This window comes from Deinococcus sp. YIM 134068 (assembly GCF_036543075.1).
In the GTDB taxonomy this organism is placed as follows: Bacteria; Deinococcota; Deinococci; order Deinococcales; family Deinococcaceae; genus Deinococcus; species Deinococcus lichenicola.
Genome location: NZ_JAZHPF010000021.1, coordinates 1 through 15,952, shown reverse-complemented (window position 1 = coordinate 15,952; position 15,952 = coordinate 1). Strand labels below are relative to the sequence as shown.

At 69.2% G+C, this 15,952-nt stretch carries 15 protein-coding genes; 12 read left to right on the top strand and 3 right to left on the bottom strand.

Features of this window, described 5'->3' with window-relative positions; genetic code table 11:
• Positions 1-17: 17 nt before the first annotated feature.
• The gene (locus V3W47_RS16030; RefSeq protein WP_442877237.1) at positions 18-1,271 is read right to left on the bottom strand and encodes a bifunctional phosphopantothenoylcysteine decarboxylase/phosphopantothenate synthase; all 1,254 of its coding nucleotides are present in this window, start codon (positions 1,269-1,271) and stop codon (positions 18-20) included.
• Between the two features lie 181 nt (positions 1,272-1,452).
• On the opposite strand from V3W47_RS16030, the gene V3W47_RS16025 reads away from it, so the two are divergent.
• Positions 1,453-3,198: a M3 family oligoendopeptidase gene (locus tag V3W47_RS16025; RefSeq protein WP_331826227.1), complete on the top strand. Its 1,746-nt coding sequence runs from the start codon at positions 1,453-1,455 to the stop codon at positions 3,196-3,198.
• 100 nt (positions 3,199-3,298) lie between these two features.
• Positions 3,299-4,318 carry a GNAT family N-acetyltransferase gene (locus V3W47_RS16020; RefSeq protein WP_331826226.1) on the top strand — a complete coding sequence of 340 codons (1,020 nt, stop codon included), beginning with the start codon at positions 3,299-3,301 and terminating at the stop codon, positions 4,316-4,318.
• A 95-nt stretch (positions 4,319-4,413) separates the two neighbouring features.
• On the opposite strand, the gene V3W47_RS16015 is transcribed toward V3W47_RS16020, so the two are convergent.
• Complete coding sequence (locus V3W47_RS16015) at positions 4,414-5,634, bottom strand: cytochrome P450 (protein WP_331826225.1); 1,221 nt, start codon at positions 5,632-5,634, stop codon at positions 4,414-4,416.
• 276 nt (positions 5,635-5,910) lie between these two features.
• Between V3W47_RS16015 and V3W47_RS16010 the strand changes: the two genes are divergently transcribed.
• The 3 genes from V3W47_RS16010 to V3W47_RS16000 all read left to right on the top strand — a co-directional run bounded on the left by V3W47_RS16010 (position 5,911) and on the right by V3W47_RS16000 (position 8,162).
• Positions 5,911-6,813, top strand: a complete 903-nt coding sequence (locus V3W47_RS16010; RefSeq protein ID WP_331826224.1) for an MBL fold metallo-hydrolase — start codon at positions 5,911-5,913, stop codon at positions 6,811-6,813.
• Positions 6,814-6,950: 137 nt separating this feature from the next.
• A complete protein-coding gene (locus tag V3W47_RS16005; RefSeq protein ID WP_442877236.1) occupies positions 6,951-7,589 on the top strand; it encodes a Dps family protein in 639 nt (212 codons plus the stop codon).
• Positions 7,590-7,667: 78 nt separating this feature from the next.
• Positions 7,668-8,162 (top strand): DUF4385 domain-containing protein, encoded by a 495-nt coding sequence (locus tag V3W47_RS16000; protein WP_331826222.1) that lies wholly within the window; start codon positions 7,668-7,670, stop codon positions 8,160-8,162.
• Between the two features lie 85 nt (positions 8,163-8,247).
• Here V3W47_RS16000 and mobA read toward each other — a convergent pair whose 3' ends face one another.
• A complete protein-coding gene (mobA, locus tag V3W47_RS15995; RefSeq protein WP_331826221.1) occupies positions 8,248-8,868 on the bottom strand; it encodes a molybdenum cofactor guanylyltransferase in 621 nt (206 codons plus the stop codon).
• Between the two features lie 161 nt (positions 8,869-9,029).
• Here mobA and V3W47_RS15990 point away from each other — a divergent pair, with 161 nt between their 5' ends.
• The 7 genes from V3W47_RS15990 to V3W47_RS15960 all read left to right on the top strand — a co-directional run.
• Positions 9,030-9,503 (top strand): multidrug DMT transporter, encoded by a 474-nt coding sequence (locus V3W47_RS15990; RefSeq protein WP_331826220.1) that lies wholly within the window; start codon positions 9,030-9,032, stop codon positions 9,501-9,503.
• 386 nt (positions 9,504-9,889) lie between these two features.
• On the top strand, positions 9,890-10,294 hold the full coding sequence (gene rpsL / locus V3W47_RS15985) for a 30S ribosomal protein S12 (protein ID WP_331826266.1): 405 nt from the start codon (positions 9,890-9,892) through the stop codon (positions 10,292-10,294).
• 130 nt (positions 10,295-10,424) lie between these two features.
• Positions 10,425-10,895 carry a 30S ribosomal protein S7 gene (gene rpsG / locus V3W47_RS15980; RefSeq protein ID WP_331826219.1) on the top strand — a complete coding sequence of 157 codons (471 nt, stop codon included), beginning with the start codon at positions 10,425-10,427 and terminating at the stop codon, positions 10,893-10,895.
• A gap of 119 nt (positions 10,896-11,014) precedes the next feature.
• Positions 11,015-13,111: an elongation factor G gene (gene fusA, locus V3W47_RS15975; RefSeq protein WP_331826265.1), complete on the top strand. Its 2,097-nt coding sequence runs from the start codon at positions 11,015-11,017 to the stop codon at positions 13,109-13,111.
• Positions 13,112-13,208: 97 nt separating this feature from the next.
• Entirely contained in the window at positions 13,209-13,619 is a 411-nt protein-coding gene (locus V3W47_RS15970; protein WP_331826218.1) for a hypothetical protein, read from the top strand.
• 145 nt (positions 13,620-13,764) lie between these two features.
• The gene (ggt, locus tag V3W47_RS15965) at positions 13,765-15,522 is read left to right on the top strand and encodes a gamma-glutamyltransferase (RefSeq protein ID WP_331826217.1); all 1,758 of its coding nucleotides are present in this window, start codon (positions 13,765-13,767) and stop codon (positions 15,520-15,522) included.
• A 303-nt stretch (positions 15,523-15,825) separates the two neighbouring features.
• Positions 15,826-15,952 (top strand): GTP-binding protein (locus V3W47_RS15960; RefSeq protein WP_288432910.1); only part of this gene is annotated, 127 nt, incomplete at its 3' end.

Genomic DNA, 15,952 nt, shown 5'->3' with positions numbered 1-15,952 from the left:
CCGTCAGCCGTCAGCGGTCAGCCTGGGGAGTGCGGCAGTCGCTCGCGGATCGCCAGAACCTCGTCCAGCAGGCGGCGGGCCACCTCGCGCTTGGTCAGGCGGGGCCACGCCTCGGAGGAGCCGTCGGGACGCACGAGCGTCACCTCGTTGTCGTCCCCGCCGAAGGCCGTTCCCTCGCGGGTCGGGTAGTTCAGGAGGATGAAGTCCGCGTTCTTGCGCCGCGCCTTGAGGGCCGCCCGCTCGACGCCCGCGTGGGTCTCCATCGCGAAGCCGATAAGGACCCGCCCGCCCTTATCTGCACCCAGCTCCGCGAGGATGTCGGGGTTCGGGGTGAGGTGGACCGTCACGTCGCCCGCCACCTTCGCCTGTTTCTCGGTCGCCCGGTCTGCGGCGCGGTAGTCGGCGACCGCCGCCGTCATCACGACCACGCCCGCGTCCCGCGCAGCCTCCACCACGGCGTCCCGCAGGTCCAGCGCACTCTCGATGCGGACCACGCGCACGCCGGGCGGGTCGGGCAGGCTCACGGGTCCGGTGACGAGTGTGACGCTCGCCCCCCGGTCGCGGGCCTCCTCGGCGACCGCAAAACCCATCTTGCCGCTGCTGGGGTTGCTGATGAAGCGCACGGGGTCGAGATACTCGCGGGTCGGCCCGGCGGAGACGACGACGTGCACGCCCCGGAGGTCGGGGGCGGTCGAGGGGTCCAGGAGTCCAGAGGTCGAGAGCGCCGCTTGTTCCCTCGACTCCTCGACCTCTCGACTTCTCGACTCCCCCTCAAGCAACCCCAGCGCCGCCGCCGCGATGTCCTCCGGCTCGGCCATGCGGCCCATTCCCGTGCCCTCCCCGCGTGAGCCGAAAGCGCCGTAAACGGGACCGAGGAAATGATGACCCCATCCGCGCAGCCTCTCGGCGTTCGCCTGCACCGCCGGATGCTCCCACATGCGCTCGTTCATCGCGGGCACCCACAGCACCGGGGCGCGGACGCTGAGCAGGGTGGCGGAGGCGAGGTCGTCCCCCCGTCCGGTCGCCGCCCGCGCGAGGAGGTCGGCGGAGGCACCCACGATCACCACCGCGTCCGCCCGCGCGTGGGTGAGGTGCTGGGCGTCGGGGCGGGGTTCGAACCACGTGGCGTCGGTCGCCACCTCGCCGTCCGCCGCCGTCGCCAGGCTCAGTTCGGTGATGAAGGCGAGGGCCGCCGCCGTGGCGATCACCCGCACCCGCGCTCCCCGTTCCCGCAGTCGCCGCAGCACGCCGGGGGCCTTCACCGCCGCCATGCTGCCCCCCACGATGACGAGGACGGTGGGGGCCGGGGGGGTCGGGACGGACTCGTTCACGGGGGAAGTCTACGGGGTGGATGGGGGCCGTGGCCGACGACCCCGGACGCCGCGCGTGCCCCCCGGCTCCCCCGCCGGATTTCCCCTTTTCTCGCCCACACCGGGAGCTACACTCGGCCCCATGACCGCCTCCCTCAACCCCGTCGAGCGCGTTCTCGACGTGCCGGATGCCCTTACCCGCTGGGAGACCTATGCGCCCCGCTACGCCCGGCTTCAGGCTGCCGACCTCACCCCGGCGGACGTGCCCGCCTGGCTCGCCGAGTGGAGCGCGCTCGACGCGGAGGTGGCGGGCGTGGGTGCCAAGCTCGCCACCCACGCGGACCTCCACACGGATGACGAGGCGGTTCAGGCCCGTTTGACTGCGTTTCTGGAGGAGGTCTCGCCGCCGTCCCACCGGGTCGACCACGCGCTGACCGAGCGGCTGCTCGCCGTGCCGGACTACGTGCCCACACCCGACTTTGCCCTGACCTACCGCCGCTTCCGGGACGCCGCCGCCCTCTTCCGGGAGGCGAATGTGGAACTGGAGGTCACGCACGCGGCGCAGATGAACCGCCACGGCGTCATCACCGGCAATCAGGAGGTCCACCTGCGGGGCGAGACGTTGACCCTCCCGCAGGCGCGGCTGCGGCTCGACCTCCCTGACCGGGGCGAGCGTGAGGAGGCGTGGCGGGCGCTGACGGACAGCCACCTCGGCGTGACCCCCGACCTTGACGCGCTGATGCTCGACCTGATGGGCACGCGGCGGCAACTCGCGCGCAATGCCGACCTCCCGAACTTCCGGGACTACATGTGGCGGCGTCTCGACCGGGTGGACTACACCCCGGAGGACTGCCGCGCCTTCCACGAGGCCGTGCGGGACGAGGTGGTGCCCCTCACCACCCGGATGGTGGCGGAGGTCGCCGCACGGCTGGGGCTGGACACGGTGCGCCCCTGGGACTACAACCGCGCCCCCCTCGACGCCGAGGGCCGCGAGTCGCTGAGGCCCTTTTCCGGCGGGGCCGAACTCGAAACGCTGGCGCAGACGGCCTTCGACGGGCTGGACCCTGAACTCGCCGCCCGCTTCCGGTCCATGCGCGGCGGGCTGCTCGACCTCGAATCGCGGCCCGGCAAGATGACGCACGCCTACTGCCAGTACTTCCCTGTGAACAACGAACCCTTCGTCCTGATGAACGTGGTGGGCACCGCCGAGGACGTGCGGGTTCTCTTCCACGAGGTCGGGCACGCCTTCCACGGCTTCCTGAGCGGGGGCGCGCAGCCCCTGGTGTGGAACCGCTGGAGTCCCATCGAGTTCATCGAAATTCCGAGCATGGCGATGGAGTTCCTGACGCTCGACCACCTCGGGCACGTCTTCTCGCCGGAGGACCTCGCCCGTTACGTGGAAAAGCAGCTTCAGGGCGTCGTCGCCTTCCTGCCGTGGGCCGCGCAGATGGACGCCTTCCAGCACTGGCTCTACGCCGAGGCGGGGGAGGACGTGACGATGGCCGATCTCGACGCCAAGTGGCTGGAACTGGACCGCACCTACCACCCCTTCGTGAACTGGGACGGTCTGGACGAGGCGGCGCGGGCGAAGGGCTGGCATTACTACCACATCTTCCGCGCGCCCTTCTACTACATCGAGTACGCGATGTGCTACCTCGCCGCCGTCGGCGTGTGGCGGGGGGCCAGGCAGGACCCCGCCCGCGCCCTGGCGAACTACAAGGCCAGCCTGCGCCTCGGGGGCACCGTGCCCGTCCCCGAGCTGTACCGTGCGGCGGGCGTGGAGTTCCGCTTCGACCGGGAGTACATCCGGGACCTGATGGGGTTTCTGGGAGAGCAGTTGGGGGAGCGGTCAGCCCTCAGCGGTCAGCCGTCAGCGAGGGAAGGCTGAGGCTCAAGCGTCCCTTTGCTGATGGCTGAAAGCTGACGGCTGACGGCTCCTCCGCCACCTGGCCGATGCACTCCAGACCCTCGGCGCGCACACTGGCGGCATGACCCGCACCCTGACCGTGACCCCGTTCGATCCCGTGTCCGCGTCGGCGGCGGCGCGTCTGCGGGTTGGGCAACTGCTCACCGACAGCCACAGCTTCGCGTTCCCGGAGGACCCACCTCTTGTCCCGGAGCGTGAGGCGCTGGGTCTCACCCACCTCACCCCCGGCGAGGCGATGGCCCACTTCGTCGTCTGGGACGGCGAGGAAGGGACGGAGGCGCTGGGCTGGGGCAGCCTGGACTACAGCCTGACCGAGAACCTGCACGCGGTGCACGCCCGGCTCGTCGTCCACCCGAGCAAGCGACGGCGGGGGCTGGGGCGCGACCTCGCCCGCGTGCTGGAGGGAGTGGCCCGGCGCGAGGGCCGCCGCGTCGTCACCTTCGGAACCAACGACCGGGAACCCGCCGGGTCCATCCTCGCCCGCCTGCTGGGGGCCGAACCCGCGCTGCCCATGCGCGTCAGCCAGCTCGACCTCGCCCGCGTGTCCGGGGACCTGCTGGCCGCCTGGACCACCCGACCGGACGGCGACCCGTACCGCCTGCACCTGTGGGAGCGCGTGCCGGAGGAGTTCCTGGCGCGGACGGCGGAGATCATGATGGTGATGAACACGGCCCCGCGCGGCGACCTCGACGTGGAGGACTGGCAGATCAGGCCCGAGATGATCCGCGCGTGGGAGGCGATGGGCGACGAGAGCGGCACCGTGCGCCTGCTCCTCGCCGCCGAGGACACCCGCACCGGGGAACTCGCCGGATACACCGAGATTTACTGGAATCCGGGGCGTGCGCCCCTCGCCCACCAGGGAGCGACCGCCGTCCGTCCGTCCCAGCGCGGCCAGGGCCTCGGCAAGTGGCTCAAGGCCGAGATGCTGAGCCATGTCCGCGAACGCTGTCCGGGAGTACAGGTCATCCGCACGGGCAACGCCCACGAGAACGCCGCCATGCTGGGCATCAACGTGGCGATGGGCTTCGAGCCGTGGGGGGAGTTCACGGAGTGGCAGGTGAGGCTAGGGGAGAAGGGATGAGGGTTGAGGAATAAGGGATGAGGGGACCGGGAAAACTTTCGGTCCCTTCGTCTTTCCCTGGCGACTGGAAGCTGGCGACTGGCCACCCCTCCGCCCTACTTCCCCAACCTCACCCGGAAGCCCCGCAACTCATACCCCTTGACCGTCTCGTTGAAGGTCACGGTGGGCGGCGTGACGACCTCCAGATCGCGCCACACCAGCAGGCGGCGCAGGAACACGTCGCTCTCGGCGATGGCGAGGAAGGCACCGGGGCAGCGGTGGTGGCCGTCCCCGAAGGCGAGGAGCTGGGGCGGCACCCCGCGCGGCAGGGCGCGACCGGGGCAGAGTCGCCCGGCGTCACCTCCCACCACCTCCCGGTCCACGTTCGCGTCGCTGACGTTGAGCGCGAGGAGGCTCCCGGCAGGAACGTCAACGCCGCCCACGGTGAGGTACGTCTCGGCGCGGCGGTAGAGCATGGTCACGACGGGTTCGAGGCGCAGAATCTCGTGGAGGATGGCGTATCTCTCGCGCTCGGTGCCGTGGACGTACTCGGCGCGCAACTCTGGGTCGCCCAGCAGGTGCCACGCGGCGGCGGAGATGAACTCGCGGGTCGTGACCATGCCCGCCGTGCCGTAGGTCAGGCACTCGGTCAGGATTTCGGTGTCGTTGTAGCCCCGGTCGAGGAGGTGGCTGATGAGGTCGTCCCGCCGCTCGCGCCGCCGGGCGAGGATGGCGGGCCGCACGTCCAGCAGATAGAAGGCCCCCACCTGCGCCTGACTGAGCAGTCCCTCCAGCCGCCCCCCCGTCCGCGTGGCCCCCGGCTCGCTGTCGGCCCCGCCCTCCACGAAGGCCATGACGCGGCGCTCCAGCCCCGGCACCACACTGCTCGTCAGGCCCACGACCTGCGCGGCCACCTCCACGGCGAGGCGCAGGCTCAGGTCGTCGAGGTTCATCTCCCCGCGCCGGGCGAGGTCCCCGACGAGGCGGTCGGCCAGGGCCGCGATCATGGGACGGTAGCCCGCGACGGCGGCGGGCGTGAAGTACCGCGCCGTCTGCCGCCGCATCGTGTGGTGTTCCTCGCCCTCCGCGAACAGCACGGGCTGGCGGTTCAGGCTGGGCACGCCCGAGACCGCCTCCGACATGAAGCCCGCCTGCCGCACCCCCTCGCCCCGCAACACACCCTGCGCGGCCTCGAAGCTGTGGACCCGGTAGACGCCCCGCTCGCCCCGCGTCACGCCCGGCCCGTCGTGCGGCGGGTCACGGCGCGTCAGCGAGGCGTGGTCGGCGGGTCCGTGGGGGCCGAAGGGACAGCGGGCGGGGGTGGGTTCGGTCGTCACGGGGGAAGTATCGCGCCCCGTCGGTGAGGGAGGTGGGGTCTGTGTGGAGGGGACTTGATACGGATTCCGATGGAGCAGTGACAACACCCGTTTCATCCGAGCGGAGCGAGAAGGAACACAAGGGTTTCGGGGAAAGGAGGGATCGAATCGGCGTCCTCCCGCTTCGACCACGGACTGGACGGAAACCGTATGACCGGTGGGGGCGTGCCCGTTCAAATCCGCCAGCCGACCGCGCCCGCGCCTCCGTGAGGACCCTTCCCCCTTACCCTGTTCCCCATGCCCCCCGCCCTCGAACTCCTCGCGCCCGGCGTCCACTTCCTGCCGGGGGCCGTCAACAGCGTCGTTCTGGAGGACCGCCGGGGCGGTGCCCTGCTCGTGGACACGGGACTGGACGAGTCGCACGCGCGGAAGCTGCTGCGGGCGCTGGAGGCGGCGAGGCTCACGCCCACGGGCATCCTCAACACCCACAGCCACGCGGACCACCACGGCGGGAACATCCACCTCCTGAGACGCTTTCCCGAACTCAAGGTCTTCGCGCCGCCGCTGGAGGAGGCCGTCATCACCCATCCCATCCTCGAACCCCTCACCCTCTTCGGTGCCCGGCCCCCGCGCGAGCTTCAAACGAAGTTCCTCCTCGCGCCCCCCAGCCCCGCCCGCCTCGCGCCCGAACCCGGCCTGTGCCGTATCGGCGGAGTGGACCTCGAACTGATCGAGGTGGCGGGTCACGCGAGCATGATGTACGCGGTGCGGGTGGGCGAGGTGCTCTACGCCGCCGACGCCCTCTTCGGGCCGGAGGCGCTGGGCAAGCACCCCCTGACCTTCTGCGCCGACTCCGCCTTGCAGAAGGAGGCCGCCGCCCGGCTGGGGGAACTGGAGGGCGTGCGCGTCGTGCTGCCGGGCCACGGCGGGCCGGCGGACGACCTCGCCGGACTGGTGGCCGCCAACCTCGCCGCCTATGGGCGGACGACGGACGCGGTGCTGGGAGCGGTGCGGGCGGGCGCGGCCCCCGTGGACGACCTCCTCGCCCGCGTGTGCGACACGCTCGGCGTGACGATGACGACTGCGGGTGCCGTGGTCCTCAACCGGGCGGTGGTGAGCGCCCACCTCACCGAGCTGCTGGAGCGTGACGAGATCGTGATGGGCGTGGAGGGCAACCGCCTGCTGTTCCGCTTGGTGTGAGCGTGAAGGAAACTCCTAGAGGCGGCGGGGGGGTGCGGGGGTAGCTTGACGCCATGACCCGCAAAACCACCACGAAGCGCGGTGCCAAGTCCGCCCCGCCCGCCCTGCCCGCGACCGACGACGTGCAGTCGAGCGACATGCAGATGGACGCGGCCCCGCACCCCTCCCAGACCTCCCCCGCCTCCAGCGACGCGCAAGGCGGCAACGGGGCGGGCGCGAACGCAGCGGGCGCGGTGCCCGAGGACCCCTCGAAGGCCGACGCCGCGCACCTGAACACGCCCTTCAACCGGCTGGTGGACCACGGCTACCTCTCGGAGGAGGAGTTCGGCACCGTCGCCGAGACGTTGCAGCGCAACCTCGCCACGAGCATCTGCCTGTACCTGAAGTTCAAGAAGTACCACTGGGACATCCGGGGCCGCTTCTTCCGCGACCTGCACCTCGCCTACGACGAGTTCATCGACGAGATGTTCCCCTCCATCGACGAGCAGGCCGAGCGCCTCGTGGCCCTGGGCGGCAGCCCCGTCGCCGCGCCGAGTGACCTCGACCGCTTCAGCAGCGTGAAGGTGCCCACCGAGACCGTCCGCGACGCCCGCACCCAGGTCGCCGATCTCGTGGAGGACCTGACGCGCGTGTCGAAGGGCTACCGTGACGACTCCAAGACGGTGGACGACGCCAACGACCCCGCCACCGCCGACCTGTACAACGGCTACGCCGCCACCCACGACAAGATTCGCTGGATGCTCCAGGCGATGATGGACGACGACCGGATGAATTGACGGCTGCCCGAAGGGCCGAGCGGAGCGAGAAGCCGAGAGACCACCGGGCCGCCCCGGTGGTCTTCTTTGGAGGCGCTGGTGAGCAAGAAGTTCGACTACGCCCTCAACTACGCCGAACTCGACCTGCGCGCTCACCCGGAACTCTACCGGGTCGGCGTGGGTGAGCAGGGCGTGTTGCTCGTGCAGCCGTACAAGTCGGAGATTCTGCCCCACTGGCGCTTCGCCACGCCGGACGCGGCCCGCGCGAGCAGCGAGACGATCTACGGCATGTTCCTCGCCTACCTCGCCGCCGGGGATTTCGTGGGGGCGGACATGGCCCGCAAGTTCCTCCAGATGGGCTTCACCCGCTCGCGGCGCTATGCCAACCACAAGGGTGGCAAGAAGTACGACGGCCCCGTCCCCGACGACAAGAAGGGCCGCAGCGGTGCCCACGGTCGCGCCGAATTGCCCCGCTCCCCGGAGGACCCCGTGAAAGCTGAGTCCGCCCGCATCTTCAAGGCGAAGTGGGACGAGGCCGAGGCGAATCCCGAATATGCACGGTTGAAAAAGGAGCACCGGGCGCGGTATGGGTGAGGGCGGGAGTATCCGCGCGCATACCTTGACGCGCCGTGCATAAGGCGCTATCTTTCTAACATCACCGCCCGACGAGGCGGCTTTTTTATTGCTTGTAAGCGGAGGTTGAGGCCAGCACGGCGAGGTCGGCGGGCGTGTTGACATTTCGCAGGGCGTCCGGCGCAGCACTCTGAATGACCGCATGCGAGACGAACACGGTCCTAGTCGGATCGGCGGCAGCTCTCAACCGACGTTCCCCGGCGTTCAACACTGCCGTGACGTGGGGCAGCAACTCCGTGTGATACAGCGCCGCGAGTGGCTGCGGACGCTCTGTCTCGTCCAGCGCGAGGACCGCCTGACTCTCCGGCGTGCGCGCGGCAGCGAGTGTCCCCCAGTACCCTGGCGTCAGCCGGGGCATATCCACCCCCGCGAGGGCGACCCAGCCCGCGCCCCACTCCTCCCGAACAACGATTAGAACGGCTTCCAATGCGGCCAGCGGTCCCTCACCGGGGCGGGTGTCGGGCACGTCCCGCCAGTTAGGCAACGTGTACCGTCCCGGCGGGGCGACGAGAAGACGCAACTGGCATCCATCCAAACTCGCGGCGACATGGTGGAGGAGGGGCTGACCCTCCAACATCGCCAGCGCCTTGTCGCTCCCGAAGCGGCTGGAGCGCCCGCCTGCCGTGACCGCGCCCGCGAAGTCGAAGGGTGGGGGCAGAGCCGTCATCACCGGGCACGCCCGTCCTCGGGCGGAATTCGGGGATCGGTGGGCATAAGCAAAGAGGAACCTCCCGCGATTTTAAGGTCCCAGGCACCTCCCCTCGAACCAAGGCGACGATTAAGCCGAAAAGGACTTGACAATTCTGCCCAAAACAGAACAATGCGGGTATGGAGAACCTGCTGAAGAAGGCTGGCGCGATGCTCGCCCACCTCGACCTGTTCAACCACATGTTGCACCTGCGAGGGCTTTTGCAGCTTGCAGCGCACATGGAGGAGCGAGGCGACCGGGTGACGCTGATCTCGCCCGAGGCGATCACGCTCGTCGGGGCCGAGATGACGACCGATCCCAACGTCACCACGAGCAAGGGCGCGACCGTGGAGGCGGGCACGGCCTACAGCGTCCTGCGGACCCTCAAGGGGCACGACGCGCCGGAGTATGCCGTCACGCGCGAGGAACTCAAGGCGCTGAACGCGCGGGCCGTCGCCGATCTGGAGTCGAGCGACGCCATGCGGGCGTTCGGGGAGACGCTGGCGCGCATCGGGGTTCCGAGCGGGGCGGGTGCGGACACGTCGCCCGAGCGGCCCACGCGTGGACGCCGGGCGGCGGAGGCGGACGCGGCCCCGGAGCAGCCTGCGGCGTAACGGGCTGATCAGGTCGCTTGATCTCGTGTCTTTCCGTCTTGGTTGACCCGAGACGCGCGGACAAGCCTGATCCTGTGCGACTTACAGGCCACCCCGCATCGGCCCCTCCGTTCCGGGCGGCCCTGCTGTCCCTGCTTTGCGCGAGGCGACCCATCCTTGCGCGGCCTCCCCCCGGCGGCGTATACTTCTCCGGTTGGAAACTGACCGGGACAGGGTTGCACCGGGAGGTTTTTCGGCACGCGCGCCCCTTCCGCCGATGCTGACGGCGGCTGACGCGGCACGTTGATCACCTCGGAGCTGTCCCAGCCGTCAACCCGTGCCTGCCCCCAGGAGTGGGCGGGCCTTCCCGCGAGGCGTGATCCTCGCAAGAGATAGGAGTGATTTCCCTGCCTACCGTTCAACAACTGCTCCGCAAGGGGCGCACCGTGCTGCCCAAGAAGAGCAAGGTCCCGGCCCTCAAGGGCAGCCCCTTCCGCCGTGGCGTCTGCACGGTCGTGAAGACCACCACGCCCAAGAAGCCCAACTCGGCGCTTCGCAAGATCGCCCGCGTGCGGCTGTCCAGCGGCTTCGAGGTCACGGCGTACATCCCCGGCGAGGGCCACAACCTCCAGGAGCACAGCGTCGTCCTGATTCGCGGCGGTCGTGTGAAGGACCTGCCCGGCGTGCGCTACCACATCGTGCGCGGCTCGCTCGACACCCAGGGCGTGAAGGACCGCAACAAGAGCCGCTCCAAGTACGGCACGAAGAAGCCCAAGGCGGGCGCTGCCGCCGCCGCCGGCAAGAAGAAGTAGGACCCCGCGTCCGGGTGAGCGGGGGAGAGACTGGCCCCCGCCCCTCCTGCGGGCAAGTGGCCGTCCCTCGTGGAGGTGAGGCCCATGTACCGAGTCAGCGTGTCCCGAGCCGGGACCTAAGGAGCACAGCATGGCACGTCGCCGCAGAGCAGAAGTGCGCCCCATTCAGCCCGACCTGGTGTACCAGGACGTGCTGGTGAGCGCGATGATCAACCGCATCATGGAAGACGGCAAGAAGAACCTCGCCAGCCGCATCTTCTACGGGGCCTGCCGCCTCGTGCAGGAGCGCACCGGCCAGGAGCCGCTGAAGGTCTTCAAGCAGGCCTTCGATAACGTCAAGCCCCGTGTCGAGGTCCGCTCACGCCGCGTCGGCGGCAGCACCTACCAGGTGCCCGTCGAGGTCAGCGTCCGCCGTCAGCAGAGCCTGACCCTGCGCTGGATGCTGGGTGCTGTGGAGGGCCGTCCCGAGCGCACCGCCATCGAGCGCCTCGCGGGCGAGATCATGGACGCCGCGCAGGGACGTGGCGGCGCGATCAAGAAGAAAGACGACGTGGAGCGCATGGCGGAAGCCAACCGCGCCTACGCGCACTACCGCTGGTAAACGGGCGGGCGGGCCGAGAGCCGTCAGCCTTCAGCGGTCAGCCGTCAGCCCAGCCAGCTTCCGCTGACGGCTGATGGCTGAAAGCTGAAAGCCCCGAATACCCAGCCTCAAGGGAGTCAATCATGACCACCAAATCCCAGAGCTATCTCACTCACTTCCGCAACATCGGGATTGCCGCGCACATCGACGCGGGCAAGACCACGACCACCGAGCGCATCCTGTACTACACCGGGCGCACCCACAACATCGGCGAGGTCCACGACGGGGCCGCCACGATGGACTGGATGGAGCAGGAGCGCGAGCGCGGCATCACCATCACCGCCGCCGCCACGACCGCCAAGTGGAAGCACAGCGGCAACGGTGAGGAGTACACCGTCAACATCATCGACACGCCCGGCCACGTGGACTTCACCATCGAGGTCGAGCGGTCCATGCGGGTGCTGGACGGCGCGGTCGCGGTGTTCGACTCCTCGCAGGGCGTCGAGCCGCAGTCCGAGACCGTGTGGCGTCAGGCCGACCGTTACGGCGTGCCGCGCATCGCGTTCTCGAACAAGATGGACAAGACGGGTGCCAGCTTCGAACTCGTGCTGAACGACATCCGCGAGCGCCTCGGCGCGATCCCCGCGCCCATCCAGTACCCGATGGGTGAGGAGAACGAGTTCAAGGGCATCATCGACATCGTGCGCCAGCGCGCGTACACGTACACCAACGACCTCGGCACCGAGATTCAGGAGCACGACATCCCCGCCGAGTACGCGGGCAAGGTGACCGAGATGCGCGCCGCGCTCATCGAGGCCGCCGCCGAGGTGGACGAGGACCTGATGCTGATGTACCTCGAAGGTGAGGAACCCAGCGTCGAGCAGCTCGTCTTCGCCATCCGCAAGGGCACCATCGAGCAGCGCATCTTCCCGGTGCTGTGCGGCAGCGCGCTGAAGAACAAGGGCGTGCAGCTCCTGCTCGACGCCGTGATTGACTACCTGCCCAGCCCGCTGGAGGTTCCGGCCATTCGCGGCAAGCAGGAGGACAGCGAGGAGACCACCGAGTTTCCCGCCGATCCCGAGGGCAAGCTCGCGGCGCTGGCGTTCAAGATCATGGCCGACCCCTACGTGGGCCGCCTGACCTTCGTCCGCATCTACTCGGGCACCATGCAGTCGGGCAGCTACGTGCAGAACGCCACGAAGGACAAGCGTGACCGCGTGGGCCGCCTCCTCAAGATGCACGCCAACTCCCGTGAGGAAGTCACCGAGCTGCGCGCGGGCGAACTGGGGGCCGTGATCGGCCTCAAGGACGCGGGCACCGGCAACACCCTGATCGGCGACGGTGACGACCGCGTGCTGCTGGAGAGCATCGACGTGCCCGAACCCGTCATCAAGCTCGCCATCGAGCCGAAGACGAAGGCCGACCAGGAGAAGATGGGCGTGGGCCTGCAAAAGCTCGCCGAGGAGGACCCGACCTTCCGCGTTGAGTCCGACCAGGAGAGCGGCCAGACCACCATCTCCGGCATGGGTGAGCTGCACCTCGAAATCCTCGTGGACCGCCTCAAGCGCGAGTACAAGGTGGATGCGAACGTGGGTGCCCCGCAGGTCGCGTACCGTGAGACCATCACGCGGGCCGTGGACGTGGAGGGCAAGTTCGTCCGCCAGTCGGGTGGTCGCGGGCAGTTCGGCCACGTGAAGATCAAGGCCGAGCCGCTGGAGCCGGGCGCGGGCTTCGTCTTCGAGAACATCGTGGTGGGCGGCACCGTGCCCCGCGAGTTCGTCGGACCGGCCCAGAAGGGCATCGAGGAGGCCATGCAGTCCGGGCCGATGCTCGGCTTCCCGGTCGTGGACATGAAGGTCAGCTTGTACGACGGCTCGTACCACGAGGTCGACTCCAGCGAAATGGCGTTCAAGATCGCCGGTTCGATGGCCCTCAAGGAGGCCGTGCAGAAGGGTGCGCCCGCGCTGCTCGAACCCATCATGCGCGTCGAGGTGACGGTGCCCGACGACTTCATGGGCGACATCATCGGCGACCTGAACTCCCGCCGTGGGCAGATTCAGGGCATGGAGGCGCGCGGCAACGCCCAGATCGTCAAGGCGTTCGTGCCGCTCTCGGAGATGTTCGGCTACGCGACCGACATGCGCTCGATGACGCAGGGCCGCGCCTCTTACTCGATGTTCTTCGACCACTACAGCCAGGTGCCCAACAACCTCGCGCAGCAACTCATGAAGAAGTAAGTCCCTCGGGATTCCGGGGCCGTCTCCTCACGGGGGGCGGCCCCCTTTCTCTGCCCTCCCTTTGCCCCCACACCGGGCGGCGCGTTAGCCTGCGCCCATGACCGTTCCCGCCCCCGCCGCCCGGCCCCCCCGCCTCGCCTTCATCACGGTGCCGCTCCTCATCCAGATCATCCTCAACGCCCTGTCGATGCTGATCCTGCCCTTCTCCGGCGGCGTTGTGAACGAGTTGCTCGCCCAGATGGCCCAGCAGACGGGCGGACAGGCCATCACGTTGCCCCCGGAGGCGGTCACGTCCGCGCTGTGGGTGGCCTTCGCGTTCACGGCGGCCTTCGTGCTGCTGCTGTCCTTCACGCGCCGGGCCGTGCTGGAGGGCCGCTCCTGGGGCCGGGTCGTCAGCATCGTGCTCGGGGTGCTCTCCCTTCTGAGCTTCCCCCTCGGCACCATCCTCGGTATCTTCATGCTCATCGGTGCCTTCGACCGGGACGTTCAGAGGTACGTGAGCCGCTAAGGGGTGAGGTTTGGGGGCTGAAGCGTGAAGCACCAACCTCCTTCACTGACCGCTGAAAGCTGACGGCTGACCGCTCTCCCCCTCCCACCCAGGTCCCTACTGTTATGTTGGACACCTTCCCGCGAGCGGGAAGAAGGGGGAGCGTGTGAGACGAGGCGTGATGGTGCTGGGGGCCGCCCTGCTCTTGGGTGGGGTGGGGGGGGCGCAGACGGGTTCGGCGGGGGGCAAGGTGCCGCTGGCGACGGGCACGGGCGGGGCGGTCTCGACGGTGGACCTCGACGCCAGCCGCGCGGCGATGCAGATTCTGGAGTCGGGCGGCAACGCGGTAGACGCGGCGGTCGCGGCGGCGGCGAGCCTCGGCGTGACCGAGCCGTTCTCCTGCGGGATCGGGGGCGGCGGCTTCATGGTGATCTATCTGGCGCGGGAGAACCGCGTCGTCACCATCGACCACCGCGAGGCGGCCCCGGCGTCGTTCACGCCGACGGTCTTCTCGGAGAACGGGCAGCCCATCCCCTTCGACCAGCGGGTGACGAGCGGCCTCTCGGCGGGTGTGCCCGGCACGGTGAAGGGCTGGGAGGAGGCGTTGACGCGCTACGGCACCCGCACCATGCGGCAGGTGCTCGCGCCCGCCATCCTGACCGCGCGCTACGGCTTCACGGTGGACGAGAACTACCGTGCTCAGGTGCAGGAGAACGAGGCCCGCTTCCGCGCCTTCACGAGCACAACCTCGCTGTACCTGCCGAACGGGGAACTGCCCGTGCTCGGTCGGCGGATCAACAACCCCGACCTCGCTCGCACCTACGACACCATCGCGCGGCAGGGGGCGAAGGGCTTCTACACGGGTGCCGTGGCCGAGGCCATCGCCGCGACCGTCAACACTCCGCCCGTAGCGCCGAACAACACCCTCAACGTCCGTAAGGGCAACATGACGCCCGCCGACCTCGCCAACTACGAGGCCCGCGTTCGCCCGCCCGTTGTCAGCACCTACCGGGGCTACACGATCTACGGGATGCAGCCGCCCTCCAGCGGTGGCCTGACTATCGCCGAGGCGCTCAACATTCTGGAGGGCTACGACCTCGCGGGCCTGAGCGAGGTGGAGGCATATCAGCGGTACATCGAGGCGTCAAGGCTCGCCTTCGCTGACCGGGGGGCGTATATGGCCGACCCGGAGTACACCGATGTTCCCCGCAACGGCCTGCTGAGCAAGGAGTTCGCCACCGAGCGCCGGGGCTTGATCGGTCCCCGTGCCACGCCCAGCTCCGTGCCCCCTGGCGACCCCTTCCGCTTTCAGGCGGACCCAAGTACGCCCCTGCGTCCCGCCGCCCCCGCCGGTTACGAGGGCAACGACACCACCCACCTCACCGTCAGCGATGCGGAGGGCAACGTCGTCGCCTATACCTTCACCATCGAGTCTATCGGCGGCAACGGGATGGTGGTGCCGGGGCACGGCTTCCTGCTCAATAACGAACTCACCGACTTCGACGTGGCGGCCTCCCACCCCAACGTCCCCGAGGCGGGCAAACGGCCACGCTCCAGCATGAGTCCCACCATCGTGTTCCAGAACGGTAAGCCGGTCCTCGCGCTCGGTAGTCCAGGCGGCTCCACGATCATCACGACGGTCCTGCAAACGCTGGTGGACGTGCTCGACCGCAAGAAGTCGCTCGCGGACGCCTTCGCCGCGCCCCGCTTCTCGCAGCGCAACTCGGCGACGACGGGCGTGGACCTCGGCGGAGAGAACACCCCGCTGGGGCAGGGCCTGGCGGCGCTGGGTTACGCCTGGGCACCGACGCCCCAGATCGGACGGCTGACGGCCATCGGCTTTGGCGAGGGTGGGACCGTGACGGCGGCGGCGGAACCCGTGCGCGGCGGGGGCGGCAGCGCGCTCGTGCAGACGGGCCGCTAAGAGCCGGACCGGGCAAGGGGTCGCCTCCGTGGAGGGGCGGCCCTTGCTTTTGCCCTGACCCTCGCTGCCGTGTGGGACGCCAAACACGTCCGGCGCGGCTGCCCCGCAGGCTTGCCATCTGCCCGCCTTTCCTGTAGTCTATGCCTTCGGTGCGCTGAAAAGCGTCGGCGCAACGTGCCGTGAGGCGGGTCATTTCGACCTCGGCCCCGGCGGGAATCAACCCAATGTGGACCCCTGTTCACCCCCGCACCCGATCAAAGGGCCGGAAAAACATGTGGTCCACCGCTTGGAGGAGAAACGAACATGGCCAAAGGAACGTTTGAGCGGACGAAGCCCCACGTGAACGTCGGGACGATCGGGCACGTGGACCACGGCAAGACCACGCTGACCGCCGCGATCACCTTCACCGCCGCCGCCTCGGACCCCACCG